This is a genomic window from Shewanella oneidensis MR-1, assembly GCF_000146165.2.
Taxonomy (GTDB): domain Bacteria; phylum Pseudomonadota; class Gammaproteobacteria; order Enterobacterales; family Shewanellaceae; genus Shewanella; species Shewanella oneidensis.
This window is the reverse complement of sequence record NC_004347.2, coordinates 764,543-786,805: the sequence shown is the minus strand read 5'-3', so window position 1 is coordinate 786,805 and position 22,263 is coordinate 764,543. Positions and strand designations below refer to the sequence as shown.

Annotated in this window: 24 protein-coding genes and 1 pseudogene; 16 read left to right on the top strand and 9 right to left on the bottom strand. The window is 45.7% G+C overall.

What is annotated here, in order from left to right; genetic code table 11:
- Positions 1-34: 34 nt before the first annotated feature.
- Complete coding sequence (locus SO_RS03640) at positions 35-793, bottom strand: IS5-like element ISSod6 family transposase (protein ID WP_011071076.1); 759 nt, start codon at positions 791-793, stop codon at positions 35-37.
- 212 nt (positions 794-1,005) lie between these two features.
- Entirely contained in the window at positions 1,006-1,725 is a 720-nt protein-coding gene (gene folM, locus SO_RS03635; RefSeq protein WP_011071075.1) for a dihydromonapterin reductase, read from the bottom strand.
- 195 nt (positions 1,726-1,920) lie between these two features.
- Here folM and SO_RS03630 point away from each other — a divergent pair, with 195 nt between their 5' ends.
- Positions 1,921-2,310 carry a thiol-disulfide oxidoreductase DCC family protein gene (locus SO_RS03630; protein ID WP_011071074.1) on the top strand — a complete coding sequence of 130 codons (390 nt, stop codon included), beginning with the start codon at positions 1,921-1,923 and terminating at the stop codon, positions 2,308-2,310.
- A gap of 95 nt (positions 2,311-2,405) precedes the next feature.
- On the opposite strand, the gene mdh is transcribed toward SO_RS03630, so the two are convergent.
- Complete coding sequence (gene mdh / locus SO_RS03625) at positions 2,406-3,341, bottom strand: malate dehydrogenase (RefSeq protein WP_011071073.1); 936 nt, start codon at positions 3,339-3,341, stop codon at positions 2,406-2,408.
- A 291-nt stretch (positions 3,342-3,632) separates the two neighbouring features.
- Between mdh and argR the strand changes: the two genes are divergently transcribed.
- Complete coding sequence (gene argR, locus SO_RS03620) at positions 3,633-4,103, top strand: transcriptional regulator ArgR (protein WP_011071072.1); 471 nt, start codon at positions 3,633-3,635, stop codon at positions 4,101-4,103.
- A 113-nt stretch (positions 4,104-4,216) separates the two neighbouring features.
- Here argR and SO_RS03615 read toward each other — a convergent pair whose 3' ends face one another.
- Positions 4,217-4,849, bottom strand: a complete 633-nt coding sequence (locus SO_RS03615) for an NAD(P)-dependent oxidoreductase (protein ID WP_011071071.1) — start codon at positions 4,847-4,849, stop codon at positions 4,217-4,219.
- A 119-nt stretch (positions 4,850-4,968) separates the two neighbouring features.
- Between SO_RS03615 and SO_RS03610 the strand changes: the two are divergent.
- The 5 genes and pseudogenes from SO_RS03610 to SO_RS03590 all read left to right on the top strand — a co-directional run.
- Positions 4,969-5,313, top strand: a pseudogene (locus SO_RS03610) (LysR family transcriptional regulator); the annotation flags it as partial.
- Positions 5,303-6,031 carry a hypothetical protein gene (locus tag SO_RS03605; protein ID WP_164925822.1) on the top strand — a complete coding sequence of 243 codons (729 nt, stop codon included), beginning with the start codon at positions 5,303-5,305 and terminating at the stop codon, positions 6,029-6,031. The pseudogene SO_RS03610 and the gene SO_RS03605, both read left to right, overlap by 11 nt.
- A gap of 156 nt (positions 6,032-6,187) precedes the next feature.
- Positions 6,188-7,018 (top strand): helix-turn-helix transcriptional regulator, encoded by an 831-nt coding sequence (locus SO_RS03600; RefSeq protein ID WP_011071070.1) that lies wholly within the window; start codon positions 6,188-6,190, stop codon positions 7,016-7,018.
- Between the two features lie 102 nt (positions 7,019-7,120).
- Entirely contained in the window at positions 7,121-7,825 is a 705-nt protein-coding gene (locus SO_RS03595; RefSeq protein ID WP_011071069.1) for a LysE family translocator, read from the top strand.
- 128 nt (positions 7,826-7,953) lie between these two features.
- The gene (locus SO_RS03590) at positions 7,954-8,763 is read left to right on the top strand and encodes a hypothetical protein (protein WP_011071068.1); all 810 of its coding nucleotides are present in this window, start codon (positions 7,954-7,956) and stop codon (positions 8,761-8,763) included.
- Positions 8,764-9,347: 584 nt separating this feature from the next.
- On the opposite strand, the gene SO_RS03585 is transcribed toward SO_RS03590, so the two are convergent.
- Entirely contained in the window at positions 9,348-9,890 is a 543-nt protein-coding gene (locus SO_RS03585; protein ID WP_011071067.1) for a hydrolase, read from the bottom strand.
- A 308-nt stretch (positions 9,891-10,198) separates the two neighbouring features.
- Between SO_RS03585 and SO_RS03580 the strand changes: the two genes are divergently transcribed.
- From SO_RS03580 to aroG, 5 genes are all read left to right on the top strand, one after another.
- Positions 10,199-10,537 (top strand): P-II family nitrogen regulator, encoded by a 339-nt coding sequence (locus SO_RS03580; protein ID WP_011071066.1) that lies wholly within the window; start codon positions 10,199-10,201, stop codon positions 10,535-10,537.
- Between the two features lie 10 nt (positions 10,538-10,547).
- Entirely contained in the window at positions 10,548-11,798 is a 1,251-nt protein-coding gene (locus tag SO_RS03575) for an ammonium transporter (protein WP_011071065.1), read from the top strand.
- Between the two features lie 109 nt (positions 11,799-11,907).
- A complete protein-coding gene (locus tag SO_RS03570; RefSeq protein ID WP_011071064.1) occupies positions 11,908-12,255 on the top strand; it encodes a hypothetical protein in 348 nt (115 codons plus the stop codon).
- Positions 12,256-12,384: 129 nt separating this feature from the next.
- A complete protein-coding gene (locus SO_RS03565) occupies positions 12,385-13,572 on the top strand; it encodes a tetratricopeptide repeat protein (RefSeq protein ID WP_011071063.1) in 1,188 nt (395 codons plus the stop codon).
- Positions 13,573-13,808: 236 nt separating this feature from the next.
- Complete coding sequence (gene aroG / locus SO_RS03560) at positions 13,809-14,867, top strand: 3-deoxy-7-phosphoheptulonate synthase AroG (protein ID WP_011071062.1); 1,059 nt, start codon at positions 13,809-13,811, stop codon at positions 14,865-14,867.
- A gap of 49 nt (positions 14,868-14,916) precedes the next feature.
- On the opposite strand, the gene SO_RS22960 is transcribed toward aroG, so the two are convergent.
- A complete protein-coding gene (locus SO_RS22960; RefSeq protein WP_011071061.1) occupies positions 14,917-15,093 on the bottom strand; it encodes a hypothetical protein in 177 nt (58 codons plus the stop codon).
- Between the two features lie 526 nt (positions 15,094-15,619).
- On the opposite strand from SO_RS22960, the gene SO_RS03555 reads away from it, so the two are divergent.
- Together SO_RS03555 and SO_RS03550 are read left to right on the top strand one after the other, a co-directional pair.
- A complete protein-coding gene (locus SO_RS03555; RefSeq protein ID WP_011071060.1) occupies positions 15,620-17,410 on the top strand; it encodes an ABCB family ABC transporter ATP-binding protein/permease in 1,791 nt (596 codons plus the stop codon).
- Positions 17,411-17,520: 110 nt separating this feature from the next.
- Positions 17,521-17,778, top strand: coding sequence for a hypothetical protein (locus SO_RS03550; RefSeq protein ID WP_011071059.1), 258 nt, complete (start codon positions 17,521-17,523; stop codon positions 17,776-17,778).
- Between the two features lie 56 nt (positions 17,779-17,834).
- Here the strand turns inward: SO_RS03550 and SO_RS03545 are convergent, their stop codons facing one another.
- The 3 genes from SO_RS03545 to SO_RS03535 all read right to left on the bottom strand — a co-directional run bounded on the left by SO_RS03545 (position 17,835) and on the right by SO_RS03535 (position 20,552).
- Entirely contained in the window at positions 17,835-18,041 is a 207-nt protein-coding gene (locus SO_RS03545; RefSeq protein ID WP_011071058.1) for a hypothetical protein, read from the bottom strand.
- A gap of 415 nt (positions 18,042-18,456) precedes the next feature.
- Positions 18,457-19,947: an FMN-binding glutamate synthase family protein gene (locus SO_RS03540; RefSeq protein WP_011071057.1), complete on the bottom strand. Its 1,491-nt coding sequence runs from the start codon at positions 19,945-19,947 to the stop codon at positions 18,457-18,459.
- A gap of 11 nt (positions 19,948-19,958) precedes the next feature.
- On the bottom strand, positions 19,959-20,552 hold the full coding sequence (locus SO_RS03535; protein WP_011071056.1) for a phosphoglycerate mutase family protein: 594 nt from the start codon (positions 20,550-20,552) through the stop codon (positions 19,959-19,961).
- Between the two features lie 257 nt (positions 20,553-20,809).
- On the opposite strand from SO_RS03535, the gene SO_RS03530 reads away from it, so the two are divergent.
- Positions 20,810-21,337, top strand: a complete 528-nt coding sequence (locus SO_RS03530) for a DUF5610 domain-containing protein (RefSeq protein ID WP_405130457.1) — start codon at positions 20,810-20,812, stop codon at positions 21,335-21,337.
- A gap of 122 nt (positions 21,338-21,459) precedes the next feature.
- Positions 21,460-22,209: a ferredoxin--NADP reductase gene (locus SO_RS03525; protein WP_011071054.1), complete on the top strand. Its 750-nt coding sequence runs from the start codon at positions 21,460-21,462 to the stop codon at positions 22,207-22,209.
- Positions 22,210-22,263: the final 54 nt, after the last annotated feature.

The following is a 22,263-nucleotide window of genomic DNA, read 5'->3' as shown; positions in this document are numbered from 1 at the left end:
TAGGGTCTGTTGATCTTTGCTGTACAAATGTTCTTCAGCAATACATCGGCAACCACATTAACATAAACGCCAGTGACACCATACTGGCGTAATTTCTTGCTAGCTTGTCATATCTTGTTGATATTGCTCGATAGTGTTTTATTCTTCCAAAAGCATTCTCCACTAAATGTCGATACCGATATAAGCACCAATCGACTCTTTCTTGAGGTGTATTCTTATAGCGGCGCCTTGGAATAACAGATTTCCCGCCTTTATTGGCGATAAGTTCACGAAAAGCATCGCTGTCATAACCTTTATCTGCAATGACGGTATCAACCTGCTTCAGGTGCTCAATTAAGCTGGGGGCGTGTGTAATATCGTGTTTTTGGCCTTCTGATAATTCGAAATAAATCGGTAATCCTCCGCTGTCGACGGCTAAGTGAATTTTGGTTGAATTACCGCCTCGACTTTTACCAATACTCTCATTACTTAGCGTCGCTGCACCTGCACTGTGCTGGTGAGCTCGCACTATCGAGCCATCAATAAAGACCCATTCTATATCAGCAAGGTTGGCTAAGGCCTTGAATAAATGTGCTAGAACGCCTTTCTTAGACCATAAATGAAACCGTCTAAAGACCGTGCTCCAATGACCGAACTCTTTAGGTAAATCTCGCCAAGGGATACCTGTTCTAAGGCGGTAAAGAATACCTTCGAATGTTTGTCTATGTTCAGGTTTGTCATAAACACGGCCTGTGCTTTTCATTAAATGAAATAGCTTTTCCCAGCGTGCATCGGTTAGCATAAGTCTTGGCATGGCTTGAGGTTATGGTTACTTTTGGCGAAGCAAATTATAACGTCTTGGCATGCTGTCTAAAAATCACTCTCGAAAGATCAACAGACCCTAGATTCTAGAGCGCTTCGCTGCTAGAAAAAGCAGATCTTCGCTCCATAAGGGCTTCTTCTTGAATCTAGATTCTAGAGCAATGCAATGGCGTTCTAGAGGCCGCAGGCCGTTCTAGATTCTTTTTACCTTAAATGCCGCCCACCATCGACATGATGACTACGTCCGGTGACATAACGGCTATTAAGCAGATATTCCATTAGTTCGATAATCTCATGATTTCCCGCTTCTTTTGGCAAAATAGCCTTGGCTAAGGTCTTTTGTCGATAGGCTTCATCATCACTTGGATTAAAGAGGATCATCGCCGGAGCAATCGCATTCACTTTGACCTCGGGCGCTAATTTAGCCGCAAAGGATAAGGTTAAATTGTCTAGCGCCGCTTTACTGGCCGCATAGGCGATATGTTTCGCACTGCCCTTTTCGGCCACATAGTCGGTGATATGGATAATATCGCTAGCACCAATTTCCCCTTCGGCCCCCGCTTGTAATTTCGAAGCCAAGGCCAAATTCATTTGATAGGGCACGTTCACATGTACCTGTATCATCCGCTGCATCACCTCATGGGCGGCAAATTCGGGACTGTTATCCGCCAGCCAGTCAGAGGCATTATGGATAATGGCGCGAAACTTGGGGTACTGGCTCAATTGCTCAATCAGGTTTTGTACTTGAGCATTGTCGTAAAAATCGCATTGAATTAAGGTCGCGCCCAAAGACTGCAACTCATCGATGCTGGGATAATGGCTGCGGTAAGTGCCAATCACCTTGTGCCCTTGGGCGAGCAAGTGTTTCGCGAGGGCGTAGCCAATACGTTTACCCACGCCAGTGATAATAATGGGAGCTGTCATATCCATCCTGTTATTTGCCGAGCAGAGATTAAAAGCGAAAGCGGTTGACAGATTGTTAATCGCGCACTCACGTCACTTATCGCAATAGCTTAATGCCTCCAGCCAAGAGTGTATAACAATTAAAACCGTAAACATGTCGATCTAAATGCCTTGCAACTGCGTATACTCAGGGACAAACAGTAAGAGGTAGACCTAATGGAACTGCGGATTTTTTTCGACGGCAATTGCCCTTTATGTAGCGCCGAAATGCGCCAACTTAAAGCGCGCGATCCCGATGATCACATCGAACTTGTGGATCTTAATGCTGAAAACTTCAGCTCAAGATTCAGCTATATCGATAAAGACTACGCCAATACCATTCTCCATGGCGAAACCGCCTCAGGCCAAGTGCTACTCGGGCTCGATGTTACCTGCAAAGCATGGGCGCTAACAGGCACTCGCCCTTGGATACAAGTGCTCCGCTTACCGCTTATCAAACCTCTCGCGGATTGGTGCTACCTTAGATTCGCCAAGCACAGATACCGTATTTCCTATCTACTAACGGGTAAGGCCCGCTGTGACAGTCAATGCCAGCTCCCCAAATAGCGAGACTCAAGATTAAGAACCTCAGTTTAGAGAACAAAGTTTAAGGCATAAAAAAACGGAGCCATTGGGCTCCGTTCTCTAATAATCCAGAAGGATTACTTAACGAAATCAACGCCTAGTTTGATATCACCTTTCAGTGTATCTAACATAGAATCACGGGCATTTGCTTCGAATGCGCTCACTTCACCGTAAGGCAGTACTTTTTCGATACCGTTTTTGCCTAACAGTACTGGTTGAGCGAAGAATTCAGCATGCTCACTGCCGCCGTCAACATAGGCACATTCAACAACATTCGCTTCGCCTTGTAGGCCACGAACCAGAGACATACCAAAACGGCAAGCCGCTTGACCCATAGACAGAGTCGCGCTGCCGCCACCGGCTTTAGCTTCAACCACTTCAGTACCCGCGTTTTGGATGCGTTTAGTTAAAGAAGCCACTTCTTCATCAGAGAAAGTCACGCCTTCAACTTGAGACAGTAATGGCAGAATGGTCACACCGCTGTGGCCGCCAATCACGTTGATTTTAACGTCAGCAACGTTTAAGCCTTTTAATTCAGCGATGAAAGTCTCAGAACGGATAACGTCCAGAGTGGTCACACCGAATAAACGGTTCTTATCGTAAACACCCGCTTTTTTCATCACTTCAGCTGCGATAGCAACCGTAGTGTTGACTGGGTTAGTGATAATACCCACGAGCGCTTTAGGGCAAGTGACTGCCACTTTCTCGATCAGGTTGCGAACGATACCAGCGTTGATATTGAACAGATCTGAACGATCCATACCAGGCTTACGTGCAACACCAGCAGAAATTAGCACAACGTCAGCACCCACGAGGGCAGGCGTTGGATCTTCACCAGCAAAACCTTTGATTTCAACCGCAGTGGGGATATGGCTCAAGTCAACCGCAACACCCGGAGTTACCGGTGCGATATCGTATAGAGACAGTTTAGAACCCGCAGGTAATTGAGTTTTTAACAGTAGGGCAAGAGCCTGGCCGATACCACCAGCAGCACCAAGTACAGCAACTTTCATAGTTATCTCCGTTATTTCTCGGATTATGTGTGACATGGATCTAATTTCCGTTGGCGTCACATTACTGGAATGTCACGCTAATTTCAATTATCCCTTAGTCGTGGAGACAAAGTTTTACTAAAACAGGGTGTTGTAATGTTGAATATTTACTCTAATTCAACAAATGTAATCATAAATCTGTGATCACAAAATGCTTGAATTGCATTTTTATTCAGTCATTATGGTTATTTGTTGACAGTTTGGCCAAAACTATTCAGAATGAGCCTGTTTTTTTGAATAAAGAATAAGACTATGCAAACGACCAAGAATCAGGATGACCTTGTTAGAATTTTTAAGGCGATTTTAAAAGAGGAGCGTTTTGGCTCTCAAAGTGAAATCGTCACCGCCTTACAAGCAGAAGGCTTTACTAATATAAACCAATCTAAAGTGTCTCGTATGCTCAGCAAGTTCGGTGCAGTGCGCACTCGCAACGCTAAGCAGGAGATGGTTTATTGCTTACCCGCCGAACTAGGCGTACCCACTGCGGGCAGCCCGTTAAAGAATTTAGTACTCGATGTTGACCATAACCAAGCGATGATTGTTGTCCGTACCAGCCCTGGCGCTGCACAATTAATTGCCCGTTTGTTAGACTCCATCGGTAAACCTGAAGGGATTTTAGGGACCATTGCGGGTGACGATACGATCTTTATCTGTCCATCTAGCATCCAAGATATTGCCGATACCTTGGAAACCATCAAATCTTTATTCAATTACGCAGAATAAAAAAACAGGTCAGCTTGCTGACCTGTTCTGTTTTTACTGTACGCTTTTCAGTCCAGCACCTTTCAATGATCAGGGGCTTTGTCCCGTTTACGTTACAGTGTTTAGCTTAAGCCTTAGTAGGCTACGCTAATCCTTTGATTAGGATGCGCGCCCTTTTCAGCTTCATCGAGCATAGCTTTGGCATAGTCAGTGACCGAAATCCGGCTACGGCCTTTAGCATCGGTAAAGAAGCTATCGCCACCTAAGCGGTATAAGCCTTCGCTCTCACCGGGATAAATCTCGGCAGCGGGGCTGACAAAGGTCCAGTTGACTGCGGTATTGGCGGCGCGAAATGCCTTAAGCGCTTCGCCTTGAGCTAATGCCTCATCCTTATAGGCAGGCGGGAAGTCAGGGCTTGAAACCAAGGTCACTCCCGGCGCCACTTCTAAGCTACCAGCACCTCCGACCCACAATAAACGTGGCACTTTCGCCAGTGGCAATAGGGCTAATAGATTATTGACCGTTTTTGCCACTAAGCTGTGATTCAGGTCGGCGCGGCCACCGACAGAAGCGATTAACACATCCACACCTGCAAAGGTGTCGGCCGTTAATGGCTTAGCCAGATCGACACTACGCACCTCTGCAGCGGTTTCGCCAAGCTTGCTTGGGTCTCGCACTAAAGCAACCACTTCATGACCACGGCTTAACGCTTCATTCAAAATGGTTCCACCAATCCAACCGGATGCACCTAATACTGCTATTTTCATTTGCTAAGTCTCACTACTGATTTAAATTGTCACCAGTTTACTTGCGATACTTAGCGTGATAAATATCGATAAATGAGCAGGATTGTTTCAGATTGAGATACTAATTGGTGTAATTATTTATAGATAAAATTGCCGCCATGCGTAGCTTTATCGAAGTAGCCAACTGTGGCAGCTTTACCAAAGCCGCAGAACACCTCGATCTCAGTCGCCTGCAGGTTTCTCGCCATATTCAAGAAATTGAGCAGTGGCTCAGTTTGCGCCAGCTACACCGTACGACCCGCAGCGTCAGTCTGACCTTACAGGGCGAAGAAGCCCTACAATATTGTCAGCGGGTACTCAGCGAAGTCGCCGCAATGGAAAGCCGCGCCCATAGCCATAATTCGGAGATGGTTGGCAGTATTCGCATCGCAACCCCCATCGGACTTGGGCAACACAGCTTGTTCGATGTGGTAGATCGCTTTGTTATCGACTTTGATTTCACCCGCAATCGCCTTAGCGACGCCCGTTACTGCTCAAGCTGCAGACAAAGCCAGTACGCAATGCGTCACTGTTGAAGCCGCCCATCTAAAAGCCCAACACCAAGTGACCAATGCAAAGGGGCACCGCTGGCAGATGACCCAGCTAAGAGATGGCCAAGATGTTATTATTCAACGGGATAACACCACCTTTGAACAATGGGCAACGAATGGCGAGTATGTGCGCTATTTCCCCGTTGAAAAACGCTCAGTTACCTACCGTAAAGGGGATTTACGGGCGTTAAATATTCAGCACGATCGCGAGCAGCTATATCATGTGGTATCACCAGCGCTGGCCACTAATATGGCGAAAACCAAGCTAAAACAGCTACCTTGCTTTGAGGCTAAGGGCTTTGCAGGCAAGGTCAATGGTATGGAGAGTCAACTTGATTGGATTGCTAGCATTGAACTGCCACAGCAATTTAATCTAGGTAAGGTGCTGAGTTATCGACTGATTACGGTTGAGCCCTACAGCCACGAGGCGTTTGTGGCATTAACGCAGAGTTATCAAGATATTGACTTTGCCGATGTGGGTGACAGCGAGTCAGATCCCTTTATCGCCAAGATGATTAACCAAGGTTTTATCGAACACGGCTGCAGTGGTTTTTATAGCAGTGAGGGTCATGCCATTGAGGTTCAAGGTGGTCACGGCAATCATTCGCACTAATCCATTTTTAGGATGCCTGCTAAAAACGCCCACCTTTGGGCGTTTTTGCATTGGGTATTGGCATCGCTGCAATAATTTACTATTCCAGCCAAGTTCTGGGCAGCTAGAATGTAGTATCAAAAGTTATATTTGCTGAGCGAGATTGAATTAGCCCCTATGAGCCGCGTGACTCCCGTTGAACATATCAATTACTGGCGCCATCCCAACCTCTCAGGTATCGAACTGAGTCAGGCGGAATTTACCCACTTCAGTTTTGATAAACACGTGCATCTGGATTACCACTTAGGCGTAGTCACTCAAGGGGCGCAGCAATTTATCAACAAGGGCAGTCGTTATCAGTTAGGGCAACACGGCCTCTCGACCCTCAATCCCGATGAAACCCATGATGGACAAAGCCGTGATGCAGAAGGCTATCGGGTCAAGGTGATGTCCATTCCCGTGGATTTTATGAATGCGATCAGCCAAGAGATGGGGCAAGCTACACACTTTTTTAATGCACCTATGATAGATGACTCTGCGTTATATCAATATTTTATCCAGTTGCATAACTTGCTGACACAAGAACAATGTACTGAATTGGCGGCTGAATCACACCTTTTGAACTTTATGCAACTGCTATTAACCCGCCATCCCGCTGGCACGCTTAAACTGGGTCAAGATCAAGGTTTATCATTGCAGCAGTTAAATCTGATCAAACAGAAGATCCACGACGAGCCTTGGCAGAATACTCAGCTCGAGGGGTTGGCGAATGAGGTTAACTTAAGTAAGTTTCAGTTTTTACGGCAGTTTAAACAAGCAACAGGGATGACGCCCCATGCATATCTTAAGCGGGTACGTTTAGAGCTCGCTAAAAAGTCTTTAACCCATGGCACCTTAGTGGTGGATGTGGCGCAGCAGTTAGGTTTTTTCGACCAAAGTCATTTAAACAAGGCGTTTAAGCAGGCATTTTTGCTCTCACCTGTCCAATTCCAGCGGCGTATGCTGTGATCTTATTTTTGTTATTTTATCCTCGTGCAATTTCTTACAATGCAAGCGCTGAGCCCTTGGTCATAATGGACTTTCTGATTTTTTGCTTGCGGAGCCATATTGATGGATTTATCCCTATTATTCACCTTAGCCCTGATCCACTGTGTTGCCTTAGTTAGCCCTGGGCCGGATTTTGCCATTATGGTAAAAATTGCCACTTCACAGCCGCGTAATACGGCTATCGCCACCGCGGTGGGAGTATCGGTGGCGATTTTAGCCCATACGATTTTGAGTTTAACTGGTGTCAGCTTAGTGATTAAAAGCTCCCACACCTTGTATCTTTTGGTGCAACTGCTTGGCGCTTCTTACTTAGCTTGGATGGGATTTGGCGCACTTAAAGCGACAATCGCTTTTTTTAGAAAGCCCAAACGGCTATTGAAGGGTGAAGAGGCGGAGTCATCCGTTGCGACAGAGGCTCAAGCAAACACTGGCGATAACTCGCAAACCAAGGCGGAAAAAAGCCTATCACCGCGGCAGGGATTTATGACGGGACTTTATACCAATCTATTGAATCCTAAGGCCTTAGTGTTCTTCTTAACCTTGTTCTCAGCCTTAATCACCCCCAGTGTGACGCCAGCGACTAAGGTTGCTGCAGCACTGGTGTTATTTGTTTTGTCATTGATTTGGTTTGGCTTTCTCGCCCTAATGCTTTCCAAAGCAAAGGTGCAGCAAAAAATGCAGCGGATAACACCTATCATTGATGCTGTGATTGGGGTGATTTTTATGTCAGTAGCACTGGCAATAGTGTCGAATTTGCTGCTTGTATAAAGCTGCTTTGGACGACTCTGGCGTAAGGAATTGATTCGATAATGCTGGGGTGATTACATGTGTTTCGCCTCACTATGGTATCCTTGCCAAGCCTTAATTTGGATGTTTTGACTTTAAAGGAATTAACCATGCCTTATGCCCAGTTTTATCGAGCATTTTCTTCAGTAAATCGACTCTCCCGTTTAGGGCTTTTTGCGGGCTTGTTGCTAGGGAGTCTGAGCACTTCGCCACTGGCGCTGGCCGCATTAGATGCGGAATATGTGCCCAAAGTGCAGGCGCTGATTGACGCGGCGAAGGCTGGAGATCGTCAGGCCATTGCTAAACAGATTGCGTATCCCCTCAAGCGGGAATATCCGCTCCCCGATGTGCAAAGTTCCCAGCAAATGTTAGAGCGATTTGTGCAAGTGTTTGATAGCAAATTGCTGTCTGAAATTGCTAACTCTACAACCGAGAGCAATTGGGACACTATGGGCTGGCGTGGCATTATGCTTAACCATGGCAGTGTTTGGTTGGATTTTGATGGCAAAATCTCAGGCATCAATTATCAAAGTCCAGAAGAAGCCAAACTAAGAGACGAGCTGATCGCGCAGCAAAAATCGACCTTACACGAGAGTGTGCGGGAATTTATCAGTCCAGAACTCGCCTGGGAAACCGCGCGATTTACCATTCGTGTCGATGCCATCGATAATAACCAATACCGTTACGCTGCGTGGGCGAAGGGGAAATCGCTGAGTGAACAGCCTGATTTAGTCCTTAAAAAGGGGAAGTTAGTCTTCGATGGCAGTGGCGGAAATCATTCCTTCCAGTTTAAAAGCGGCCCCTATCTTTATGTCTGCGATGTGATAGTACTCAGCGCCGAAGAGAGTCCCGTGGGCAGACTTTATGTTTACAAAAATGATCAATTGCTGGTGCAGGAGCCTGTGATTAAGGCTGAATAAGCAAACCGAGATGGCTTACGCTGTAGTGCGATAAGCCATTTGCATGCTTGTCTCCCATTGCCGAAAACACAGGATTAAGGTTTGCTGTCATAATTAATCCCGCCAAAATTGCCATGTTCAGCAGTGCAGTTATACCAATCGTATTAAATATCTGTTCATTCAGCGGGAATTCAACGCGCTTTAGACAAGGCGAAGGCTTTGAAGGCATAGTGGTGCTCTGCCGAAAGCCTTAAACGCAGTATAAAGCGCGTTGCCATACAGTGAACATCAGCCGCCCTTTGGGAGCCACACAGACATCCCACTCCGGTGTTGCATTGACTTAAAAGGGAATGACCATTTCTGCGTCAATGCGCCTTGGATTGAAATGCCTGTGAGGCTCTGAACTGATTAGATATTTAATGTGATTGGTATTATTTTTTTCTAGACTTCAAGGGTTTCTTATCGGTATCGTTTTAGTTGGGGTTGGTATGCTGGTAAACCGCAAAGCTTAGTCAATTTACTCCAACTCAGTATTTCTGTTCCTAGGATTCCTACAGTCTCTAAAGCCGCCTTTATCAATAAAGGCGGGTCTTAAGAATGGGTTCTTACTTTATCAATTTTATTAGCGCCTTAAAGCGGTCGCCTTGGGCTTGATGTTGGAGTTCAAATAACAGTGACTCCACATTGGTGAGGCTTGCCCCCTTGGCTGACATCATTTGGATCCCTAGCAGTTTATTGTCAGCACTGCGGGATGAAACCGCATCGGCGACGAGATGCACCGAATAGCGTTGGTCGAGTAGAACACGGCAGGTTTGGTACACGCAGACATGGGTTTCTATCCCTGCGAGCAATACTTGCTTGCGCCGTGTTTGGGTTAATGCATTGGCAAATTCATCACAGTACCAGCCACTAAAATGTTGCTTGGCAATCGGTGAGCTGCTTCGTTCGAGCAAGGTTTTTAATTCTTCAGTTGTCGCGCCGAGTTTCTCTGGCAATTGCTCTAACCAAAGTATGGGGATTTCAAACAGCTGGGCGCCTTGGATTAGCGTACTCAGTTGTTGGTGGAGTTTAACCGTGTTGTCCATGATCTGAGCGAGTTTTCCCTGCACATCGACGATAACAAGTACACATTCTTCGGGTTTTAACATCGGACATTCCTTCTGCGCGGGTGGAATAAAGGCGTCGTTTGGCGATCGCTCTGTTTGTTTTTTGCACTGTTAGTAAACCCTAATTGGCCAACCTCACCAATAGGGCAAAAGTCGAATATGTCTTGCACTTAAATTGCTCACTAAAAAAGTGCGTTGCTTTAATGGATGCACAATTCTGGTGCATTTTTAGGCACATTAAAAACCGTATTATTATATAAACCCATATAAATCATGCAATTAAAAATATGGCCTAATGATTGAATTACCTTTGCTACAAGTTAATAACAATCGCGTTTTTGGAGGTCAAGATGAAACTAGTCAGCGCTATCATCAAGCCATTTAAATTGGATGATGTCCGTGAAGCTATCGCCGGAATTGGTATTGAGGGGATGACGGTGACCGAGGTTAAAGGTTTTGGCCGTCAAAAGGGGCACACCGAGCTGTACCGTGGCGCCGAGTATCAGGTGGATTTTTTGCCAAAAGTAAAACTAGAAATTGCCACCAAAGCAGAAAATCTCGACATGCTGATTGAGGCGATTACCACTGCGGCTCATACGGGAAAAATTGGTGACGGAAAGATTTTCGTTATCGACTTAGAACATGCCATCCGTATTCGTACGGGTGAACTCGATACTGAAGCGCTATAGGGGGCGGAAGATGGAAGAACTAACAAAATTAGGCGTGACAGTCTCTGAATTACGCTTTGCACTCGATACCTTTTATTTTTTGATCTCCGGCGCTTTAGTCATGTGGATGGCAGCGGGTTTTGCCATGCTCGAAGCGGGATTAGTGCGCTCAAAAAACACCACCGAAATTTTAACTAAAAACGTGGTGTTATATGCGATTGCCTGTGTGATGTATTTATTGGTTGGTTACAACATTATGTATGTTGATAACGCTGAAGGGGGTTGGTTACCGTCGTTTGGGACCTTGATTGGTTCTCAAGCTGCTGATGCTAACCATGCCTTAGAATCTGACTTTTTCTTCCAAGTGGTGTTTGTGGCCACGGCAATGTCGATTGTCTCTGGCGCAGTGGCGGAGCGGATGAAGTTGTGGGCATTCCTTGTCTTCTCCGTGGTGATGACTGGCATTATCTATCCTGTTGAAGGTTACTGGACTTGGGGTAAAGGTTTTATCGCAAGCTTAGGATTCGTAGACTTTGCGGGCAGCGGTATTGTGCATATGACTGGCGCAGCAGCCGCTATCGCTGGGGTATTATTACTGGGGGCGCGTAAAGGTAAATATGGTCCTAACGGCCAAGTAAATCCTATTCCTGGCTCTAACTTACCGATGGCAACTTTAGGGATGTTTATTCTGTGGATGGGTTGGTTCGGCTTTAACGGTGGCTCGCAGTTGATGGTGTCAGATGCGGCTAACGCAAGCGCAGTTGCTAAAGTGTTTGTTAACACCAATACCGCGGCCGCTTTGGGTGCAATCTCTGCCCTTATCGTGTGCAAAATGATTTGGGGTAAAGCCGATTTAACCATGATCCTCAACGGTATTCTGGCGGGTTTAGTGGCGATCACGGCCGATCCTTTATCGCCTTCACTATTAATGGCGGGTGTGATTGGCTTAGTGGCTGGCGGTTTAGTGGTGTTCTCAATTGTGGGCTTAGATCGCATTAAGATCGATGATCCTGTTGGTGCGATTTCGGTGCACGGCGTGGCGGGTTTCCTCGGTTTAATGTGCGTGCCGTTATCAAATGCCAATGCGACCATTACCGCGCAATTAACCGGTGCAGCGATTATCTTTGCTTGGGTATTTAGCGCCTCTTTTGCAGTGTGGTTTGTACTGAAGATGACCATGGGTATCCGTGTCTCAGAGGAAGAAGAATACAATGGTATGGACGCTTCTGACTGTGGTATCGACGCATATCCTGAGTTTGTTACAGTGAAAAGCGCGGGTTAACTCCAGTTGATTTGACTTGAACACTCAATCGAGAGGATAGTAAAGCAGAGCCAAGGCTCTGCTTTTTTATGGGTTGTTAACAGAATTACTACACCACAGGGAGCTGCCAATGCGCCTAAGACCTTATCCAGCAGCAACATTTAAGCGTACATGCCTATTGGGCGGTATCCTCTGCGCCCTTATAGGGCTGCCCGCATGGGCGGGGCAAGTGGTGGTGACTCGCTCTAATGAGCCTTTTGATGCTTTTGCCGTGCGCGATCAAGTGTTTAAAGATTATGAATGGCAAGAATCCTTGAGAAGACAGGAACAGATTCAAATTCTTCAGGCCTTGCCCCTTGGGTGTATCGTGCAGATGCAGCCATATCGTTACTTTCGCTGTGGTCAAGATAACTATCGTCCTTACCGTTATCAGCAGCAGGATGTGTTTATCAAGGTTGATCCTCCCGGGCAAAATTAACACTTACAGATGCTGCGCTTTCGTGGAATATGCCGCAGCATGCATTCATATTTTGTCACCATTTAATGGCGTCTTTTTGGCCAAGAGTAATAAGCTCAAATAGGAGCTTTATGGTCTGGGGGACGTATCATGATACAACTGCGCGCCATTTCTCGCGGTATGATTTGCGGCTTATTACTCAGTCAATTATGGAGTTGTAGTTCGACGCCACTTGAGCCGACAGCAATCGAGGTTGATGCCCTGTTTGACGATTCGTTATTTAAACCTGTGACCAATATCCCCAGTGTCGAAGATATTTTCAGCCTCCCCTCCTCTGTGGCGGTTGATGTTAAGCGAACTTATGATCGCTACGCCATTTCAACTAAAAATCCTCTAGCGGTGCATGAATGGTTGGCCAGCTATATCAATGCCAACCAAAGCAATGGTCACAGTGATTTTCGCTATCAAGATAATTTGACGCAAACCGCCAGCGAAACCTTCGAGCAGCGAGCTGGAAACTGTATGTCGCTGGTGGTGATGACATCGGCATTGGCAGACATTTTTAATATTGGCACTGAGTTTCAGGATATTGCGATTGAACCTGTCTGGGATAAGCAGGGGGATTTTTACCTGATCAATGGGCATGTCAATCTACGTTTGTTGCCAGCACAAAGTGTGCACACTGTTTATGTCTCAACCCATGCTATTTTGGTCGATTTTATGCCCGAGCGGGCACTGCGCGGGCTCGCAAAAGTACAAATTAACCGTCAGACCTTAACGGCCATGTTTTATAACAATATGGCCGCAGAATCCTTGGTGGAAGGGGATTTAGATCACGCTTACGCCTTAGTCAAAGCAGGCTTGAAATCAGGGCATTTTAGTCCAGCACTCAATACCTTAGCCGTAATTTATCGCCACAAGGGCGATGAAAAGCGTGCCGAGCAGGTTTATCGCTATGCCCTCAAGTTTGATCCTGATGATATGACAACACTCTTCAATTTAGCCGTTATCCTCGATAATCAAGGTCGCTTAGAGGAATGGGCGCAAATACATAAAAAGCTTGAATTAGCACGTATTCGTAACCCTTATTACTACTACGATATGGGCGAGCAGGCCTATGATGAGCATCAATACCGTGAAGCGCTCGCGTGGTATCAAAGGGCGGTCGATAAGGCTGATTATCGTCATGAGTTTTTCTTTGGCTTGTCTCGTACTTATTGGGCACTTGGCGATGAAAAGCGGGCCAAACAGAATATGGAAAAAGCACTGGCGCTCAGTCGCGAGGCCGCAGATAAACATCGCTGTCAAGCAAAGTTGCAGGCAATGCGGCAACACTAATGCTTTGGCGTGTGTTAAAACACCTTATCGACGTCCTTGCGACTATCATGTTGGAATATTTGAACTTTAAATTTTAAAAATATGTTAAAACAATACGTTATATCTGATTTTTGGAAATACAGACAACTTGGTTGCATTAGCGGCGCAGACTGGATAAATTGAACTCAGTATTGCAGTTGAGATCCCCTATTGCAGCGATGAAGATAGCCTAAACACCAGAGTTGGAGCAGTAAATAATGTATTACCAAAATGATGACGTTCGCATTAATGAAGTTAAAGAGTTACTTCCCCCTATTGCGATCCTAGAACGATTTCCTGCCTCCGAAAACGCTGCTGCAACTGTGTTTAATGCCCGTCAAAGCATCCATAATATTCTCGCTCGTGAAGATGATCGCCTATTAGTGGTCATTGGTCCCTGCTCTATTCATGATCCTAAAGCGGCGCTGGAATACGGTCAGCGATTGGTTGTCCTTAGAGAGCGCTATCAAGATCAACTTGAGATTGTGATGCGAGTGTATTTTGAAAAGCCGCGAACTACCGTAGGGTGGAAGGGGCTGATCAATGATCCTTACATGGATAACAGTTTCAAACTGAATGATGGTTTGCGAACAGCGCGTAAACTCTTGGTCGATTTGAATGATTCAGGCATGCCGACAGCGGGTGAGTTCCTCGACATGATTACTCCGCAATATGTGGCGGATATGATGTGTTGGGGCGCCATTGGTGCCCGCACAACAGAATCACAAGTCCACCGCGAACTGGCCTCGGGTTTATCTTGTCCTGTGGGCTTTAAAAATGGCACAGACGGCACAATCAAAGTGGCAATCGATGCCATTGGTGCCGCTAATGCGCCGCATCACTTTTTATCTGTGACCAAATTTGGCCATTCGGCGATTGTCTCCACTAAAGGCAACCCAGATTGCCATATCATCCTTCGCGGCGGCCGAGAGCCGAATTACAGTGCGAGCCACGTCGCCCAAATCAGTGACCAACTGAAAAAAGCCAAACTGGTCGACAACATCATGATCGACTTTAGCCATGCCAATAGCAGCAAACAATATCAGCGGCAAATGGTGGTGGCCAATGAGGTTGCCGAACAAGTCGCGGCGGGCAATCAGGCGATTTTTGGGGTGATGGTTGAAAGCCACTTAGTCGAAGGGCGCCAAGATCTGATCGAGGGCCAAGCGTTATGCTACGGCCAGAGTGTGACTGATGCTTGTATTGGTTGGGAAGATTCTGAGCGTTTGTTAGCTGTGCTAAATCAGAGTGTTGTTGAGCGACGTCAGCGGGTTTAATGTGTTTTAAGGTCAAAAACAAAGGCGCTATCCCGGCGCCTTTATTTTATTATTTCTTGCTCATTTGGGCTAAATATTCGTTCGCTTTGGCTAAGCTACCAAAAGCAGCGATGAGGTTATTTCGGCCTTTGTCCTGAATTTCTGGATTCCCTGATTCGATCATCATCCACACCCAAGTTTGGATCAGTGGTAATGGCGGGTATTGAACTTTAGCTGAATCCAACATAAAGCATCCTTCGATCTTGAAATATTTGAATTATTTTTAGTGTTATCGCAGAACGAGTGGGGGGCTTATTTCCCCGCTCAAAACTGCGGCCAGAGATTTGCAAATCCTGCTGCTAACGAACTTAAATCCATAGGGCATTTTGGGTAAAACCGACAAAATAATCAACACGGACATAACTTATTTTAGCGTGCAGTATCCGGATAAAACCCTTGGTACGACAGTATTTCTTATCTTTAATAAGCCCTTAGCAATATATCTTGATGTCAGTCGTTAGTGTGACATTTTTATACTTAAGTGACTTGATTAGACTCGTCTAAGATTGCTTAGAATATTTCAATTAAAAACACTACAAAAACGAATGACGATAACCTGCGCACATCGGTATACCCGTGTTAATTTTGCTAAGCTCTGAGTTGTTTGTCTGTCAGAAAAATCTGATTGATTTTATTGAAACTTTACCGTTTTACTTCACCTTAGTGCTCGCCATGCTGTTACAATTGACAGACTCAGGCAAAGGTTTAGATATATGCGCCCAACACTGTATTTTGAAGGTCCCATCGATAAGCTCAATTGGCATGTGATTAAGTTACTTTGGCCCTATTTGCTTGAATATAAAGGGCGGGTGGCATTAGCCATGTCTTGCCTTATCGTCGCTAAGCTCGCCAGTGTGGGTTTACCTTTTATTCTTAAAGACGTCGTCGATACTTTAGATGCCAATAAAACAGCGCAGACGTTGAGTGTTCCCATAGGATTAGTGCTGGCCTATGGCGCCGTCCGCCTGCTGACGGTTATCACGGGGGAAATCCGCGACACCCTATTTGGCCGAGTGACGGAGCGCGCCATTCGTCGTTTAGGTCTGGCGGTGTTCGACCACTTGCATCGACTTGATTTGGATTTTCACCTTGAGCGCCGAACCGGTGGTTTATCGCGGGATATTGAACGCGGCACCAGTGGGGTGAGTTTTTTGATGCGGTTTATGGTATTTAACATAGTGCCAACCCTGTTAGAAATCGCCATGGTGATCGGCATTTTCTTTTTTAATTATGGTGTTGCGTTTGCATCTATCACTTTTATCTCTGTGCTAGCCTATATTTGGTTTTCGGTCATTGCCACTGAGTGGCGCACCGAATATGTCCGTGATGCAGCTAAAGCTGACTCCCTCTCCAATACCCGCGCGATTGATAGCCTACTGAACTATGAAACCGTGAAGTATTTTAATAATGAGAAATATGAATCGGAAAGATACGATCAAGCCCTAGACCAATGGGAAGTCGCGAAGCGTAAAAATCGTTTATCGCTTTTTGCCCTTAATGGTGGTCAGGCGTTAATTATTGCTATAGCGATGACAGCGATGATGGCATTAGCAGCCTATAAAGTCACCCATAATGAGATGACCTTAGGGGACTTTGTACTGATAAACGCTTTTATGATGCAGCTGTTTATGCCTCTGAATTTTTTAGGTTTTGTCTATCGCGAAATCCGTGGCGCACTTGCCAATATCGAACGTATGTTTAGCCTGCTGGATAAGCACCCCAGCATAGTCGATAAACCCGATGCATTGGATTTTGAACCTAAGCGAGGCGAGCTCAGTTTTGAGAATGTGAGTTTTAGCTACGATGATAGGCCCATATTGCGTAATGTTAGTTTTAAGGTTGCGGCGGGTAAAAAGGTGGCCGTAGTTGGGGATAGCGGCGCAGGAAAATCCACATTAATCAAGCTATTGTTCCGTTTTTACGATGTAGAACAAGGGCGTATTTTGATTGATGGGCAAGATATTCGCCAGTTAACCCAAGATGCGCTACGCAGGGCTATTGCAATAGTGCCGCAAGATACTGTGTTATTTAATGATTCTTTAGTTGAGAACATACGCTATGGCCGCCCCAATGCAAGTGATGACGATGTGCGTCATGCCATTAAACTTGCTCATTTAGAGGATTTTATCGCATCACTTTCACAAGGGTGGGATACCAAAGTGGGCGAGCGGGGATTAAAACTGTCAGGTGGCGAAAAACAACGAGTTGCGATTGCTCGAGCAATCTTAAAAGGCTCCCCAGTGTTAGTGTTTGATGAGGCGACCTCATCCCTAGACAGCCGCTCCGAGCAGGCGATTTTATCAGCCTTGCGTGAGGTGGCTAAAGGGCATACTAGCTTAGTCGTAGCACATAGATTGTCGACTATTGTCGATGCTGATCAAATCGTTGTTTTAAGCAAAGGGGAAATTGTCGAGCAGGGGAATCACTCTTCGTTATTAGCGCAGGATGGTCTTTATGCCAAATTGTGGCGCATACAAAATGAGCAACAACACCTTTCGGTGTAAATTTCATAACCTTTCTGTGTAAGTGTAATAGCGACAAGGCAATTCAGTTTTTATTCAGCTAAGGCTCTCTATACTCAATTCCAAGCGAATAATCATAAGAGGTGCTTGGCATGGAAAATATGGCATTAAGAGTCAATATTGAAGGCAGAGAAGAGAAAGTCAGCACGGACTGGGTTGCGATTATGGCAACCCTTCAAAAACGCGGTGTGGATTATGATTCGCTCCAACGTATTCATGCAGAGTTAAACGCAGGTCTTAAGGTGACGACAAGACGTTTAACGTTGGCAAAACAGAATCAAGAGATAGCCTTGGCTGGTATTATCCGTGTCGGCAATGAATATAGTGCAGACATTCGTAGTATTTATTAAGCGGGAAAACGAGTGGAAAAATGATAGGCAATATAAAAATAAAGGGAATATAAGAATTATATTCCCTTTGGTTTTCCGGCCTTCCAACCTTCACACAACAGATTGAGTTTGGTGGTTGATTCGTCAATTCGCGTCAGTCGAATGACTTTACCTTCACGAAAACACACCAATTCGCCTTCAATTTCAGTCAAGCGATTACAGCTCTTACAGCTTGTGCTGGCAGTCTTGCTGTCAGGCATTTGGCTTACAAAGCTTGTTTTCACAGTGTTTCCTTACTTGATATGAAGTGGTTTAATTTGAATCATGCATCACGGATCTTACCATTTTTGTGATACACGTTCAAATTAGTTCTTACTGAATTAACTTTAGATGAAAGTTGTATTCTATGCCTAGGGCGTGTTGACGTTTCAGGGTTATTTTTGCAGCAATTTGGCTGGCGTTTATGCAAGGCAAAGTCCGTGCTGTGTAGTTATTCTACATAAACGGACGATAACGCAGCAGAAACGTCAGCCAAATGCTGCCCGAAGGGTTCGTCTGGCAAGCCCTTGCTCTTACTTTCTGTCATAAGAGCCGCTCGTCATTTGAGTAAACTACACATCATTCCTCGTTTCGCGAGCACGAGCTTGCCAGAACGAACAAAATTTAATCTCGAAACGTCAACACGCCCTAGAAAGTTATTTAATTATTGATATGGGAATAGTACTTATCCAGTGAAACCGACAAGCCACTTTCAAGCACAATCCTCACATGGGATGGCTTGAGTTGTCTTGGCTCTGTCAAACCGCAGGAGTGAGCGATCAGTGCTAAGTCGTGGTGTAGATTATGATTATAATTTGCAACACGAGTCGATTTATCTCTTGGATCTAGGCCGTGCTGTAGCTTTTTATTGTGGGTAGTAATCCCTGTTGGACAAGTGTCCTTATTGCACTGCAGTGCTTGAATACAACCTAAGGCGAACATATTGCCGCGGGCTGAGGCAATAAAATCAGCACCTAAGGCCAGCGCCCAAGCGACTCGTGAGGGGACGATGAGTTTTCCTGAGGCGATCACTTTAATACGTTTGCCTAGTCCATGTTTTATCAAGATATTGACCAATATGGGCAGACTTTCTTTTAGCGGCAGGCCAACGTAATCCATTAAGGGTTGTGGGGCAGCGCCCGTTCCACCATCGGCGCTATCCAAAGTAAAAAAGTCTGGGGCAGATGCTTCTCCACGGCGTTCTATTTCATTGCAAAAATCTTCAAGCCATTGCACATCCCCAAGTACAGCTTTGATTCCGGTGGGTTTCCCCGTCACTTCGCGAACTCTGGCAATCATGTCTAGAATATCGCCCACATTGTTAAACTCGATATGACCATTGGGACTGATGGAATCTTGGCCCAGCGGAATACCGCGAATATGGGCGATCTCCTCGGTCACTTTAACGCCTGGTAAGATACCTCCTTTACCGGGTTTGGCCCCCTGACTCATTTTTATTTCAAACATTTTTACTTCAGGGTGCGCCGCAATCGCGGTGAGTTTGTCATCGTCTAAATGGCCGTGCTCGTTTCGTACGCCGTATTTGGCAGTGCCAATTTGGAATACTAAATCACAGCCACCTTTTAAATGGTAAGGGCTTAAGCCACCTTCACCGGTGTTTAACCAACACCCCGCCTGTGCCGCACCGTGGGATAATGCAGTGACTGCCGGGCGTGACAGCGCGCCAAAGCTCATCGCGGAGATATGGCATATTGCACTTGTGGTATAAGGCACACGGCAATGAGGGCCAATGGTGAGCGGCTGGATCGGTGTTATATCCTCATCTTGGGGTGGAAAGGCTGAATTCATAAACATAATGGTGCCAGTCGCTTCCAAGGGACGTGTCGAGCCAAAGGCTATCGTTCTATCGACATTCTTGGCTGCACGATATACCCAGCTGCGTTCGGCACGGTTAAAGGGGAGTTCTTCCCTATCTTGGGCAAAAAAGTATTGCCTAAAAAATTCACCTTGTTTTTCAAATAGGTATCTAAAGCGTCCAATAACGGGATAATTGTGGCGTACCGCCTGTTTCGTTTGCAGTTTATCGGCAATATACATGTAGACAATGGCGAGGGCGCCTAAACCGACAATGATTAAAAACAATCCAGAGAAGAGATCAAGTCCCCACATAAACCAATTCAATTCGTGCATCTTGTTATCCTCTATTCGAGTCCGTAACGGGTGGAAAGCAGGCTGGCGGGTTGTCCATCATTGATGGAGAGTAAAAACAGCTGACTGTAATCATCTTCACTTATGGCGGGTATTTCTGGGCCACCAAGGGCTTTGATGATAAGCGGCAGCGTATTGGAGTGCCCAGCGATTAAGCTATTGCCTTTTACGGTATGTATTTGCTCAACCACCTTTTGGATATGGGCTTCGATTGGTTTTTCTGCCTCGACCACTGTAATAGGTAAATGCCGAACTGTCGAAATCGGCAATAAGGTTTGCTGAGTTCTTTGATATTGGGTCGCGATCAACTGGGAAATGGGTGTACGTTTTAAGGCGCTGATAAGAGCCTGAGCACGTAAGTTGCCATTGGCTGAAAGGGGGGGATCGCCTGCGGTTGCATCTGCTTTTTCAGCGTGTCTTACGAGAATAATCAATCGATTATCGGCTACAGCTTGATTTATCGGGCTAAGTCCAATGCTGGTGAATAATAAGAGACCTATCAATAAAGATCGTATTAGCGTACCTGAATTGAAACCGATTCTTCGAGTATGTCGCAAAAACGCATTTAAACATTGGGGGATTGCCATGCCTTATATCCTTATTTTATGGGCGTATGCAAGAGTGGGCTTAGGATGAGTAGCGATTAGAGAATAAGCAAACCTATTCTCCATTTTTATCATTGCATTAAGTTGGGATGGTACTGCAATTTGTAAAATTACTAAAGTTGCTCAAATTTTGGTCGATAATTAAGCCTCACCAAATTGAATGGATTTGCATCATGGAAATCAACACCCCCACACAAGTACAGGGCAGTGCTTCGTCTCACAGAACGTATGCTGACAATATGGCAACCAATGGCGAGAAAACCAAAAATGTGGAAGCAGCCTCCAAACAAACTGCGCAACAAACCAGTAAGCAGTTGATGAATCAAGCTATTCTTTCGGCGCAGGAAGATGTAAGCCTAAAATCCGGCGACGAATCAATGACCTTGCTTTATCGTGCAGCGATTGAAGCGATAAATGAAGAGCTAGCGCCTGCGATGGGCGAGAATGCGATTCAAACCGCCTATGATAACGGTGTCGATACCTCTCCCGAGGCCACAGCTGATCGTATTGTGAGTTTCGCGACGCAATTTTTTAGTGTTCATCAGCAGCAAAATTCAAATATGAGTTTGGATGAACAGCTCGATAGCTTTATGAATATCATCGGCGGCGCTATCGATAACGGCTTTAAGGAGGCAAGGGATATTTTGTCTGGCCTTAAAGTGTTGCAGGGTGATATTGCCGACGGTGTCGATAAAACCTATGGACTCGTTCAAGAAGGATTACAGGCCTTTAGGGACAGCTTCAATAAGAAATCCAATGAGAGCTAAGCTACTCACGCTTAACTTCCCTTCCTCTTACTTACTCTTAAGCCCCTTGAATAAGGGGTTTTTGTTGCGCTGATAACAGTCTATGCTAGGGGTCTATTTAACGTTTTGCTTGAGGGCGGGTTATGTGGACGAGGGGACGAGTTATCGAACGTATTGATTGGAATGATAAATTATTTTCGCTGCGGATAGCGGCTGAGTTAGCTTCCTTTATTCCCGGTCAATTTATTAAACTCAGTCAGTTGCAAGGGGATAAGCGTGTTGCCAGAGCTTATTCCCTCGTAAACTCCCCCGATAAGCCCTATGCCGAGATTCTGGCTGTCGCCGTAGAGGATGGCCAGTTATCCCCACAATTACAACATCTTGCCATCGGTGATGAAATTGACATCACCCCTACTGCCACGGGGTTTATGACTTTAGATGAGATCCCTAAAGGTGAGTTGCAAGGTCGGCATTTGTGGTTTTTAGCCACGGGCACCGCCGTGGGACCTTTCTTATCCATGCTGGATACCGCAGAGCCTTGGCAGCGTTTTGAGAAGATCGTACTTGTCTATGGTGTGCGCGAAGCTAAAGACTTGGCCTATCTGGATAAATTAAAGGGTTATGCGGCGCAATATCCAAATCAGTTTATCCTGTGTTTGGCTGTCACCCGTGAAAAGCTTGATGGCGCATTGCAATGCCGTATCCCCGATGGCCTAGTCTCGGGTGAAATCGAGCGAAAAGTCGGATTAACCTTAAGTGCGGCAGATTCCCAGGTGATGATTTGCGGTAATCCAGGGATGATTAGCGGCGCCCAAGCGGCATTGCTTGATAAGGGACTCTCGAAAAATTTACGCCGTGCTCCGGGGCAAATTACCGTAGAAAAATATTGGTAGTCGTTTGAGTGTTAAAAACCATTGTGTAGATTGTTTTAATATCTTTGTTTAAGA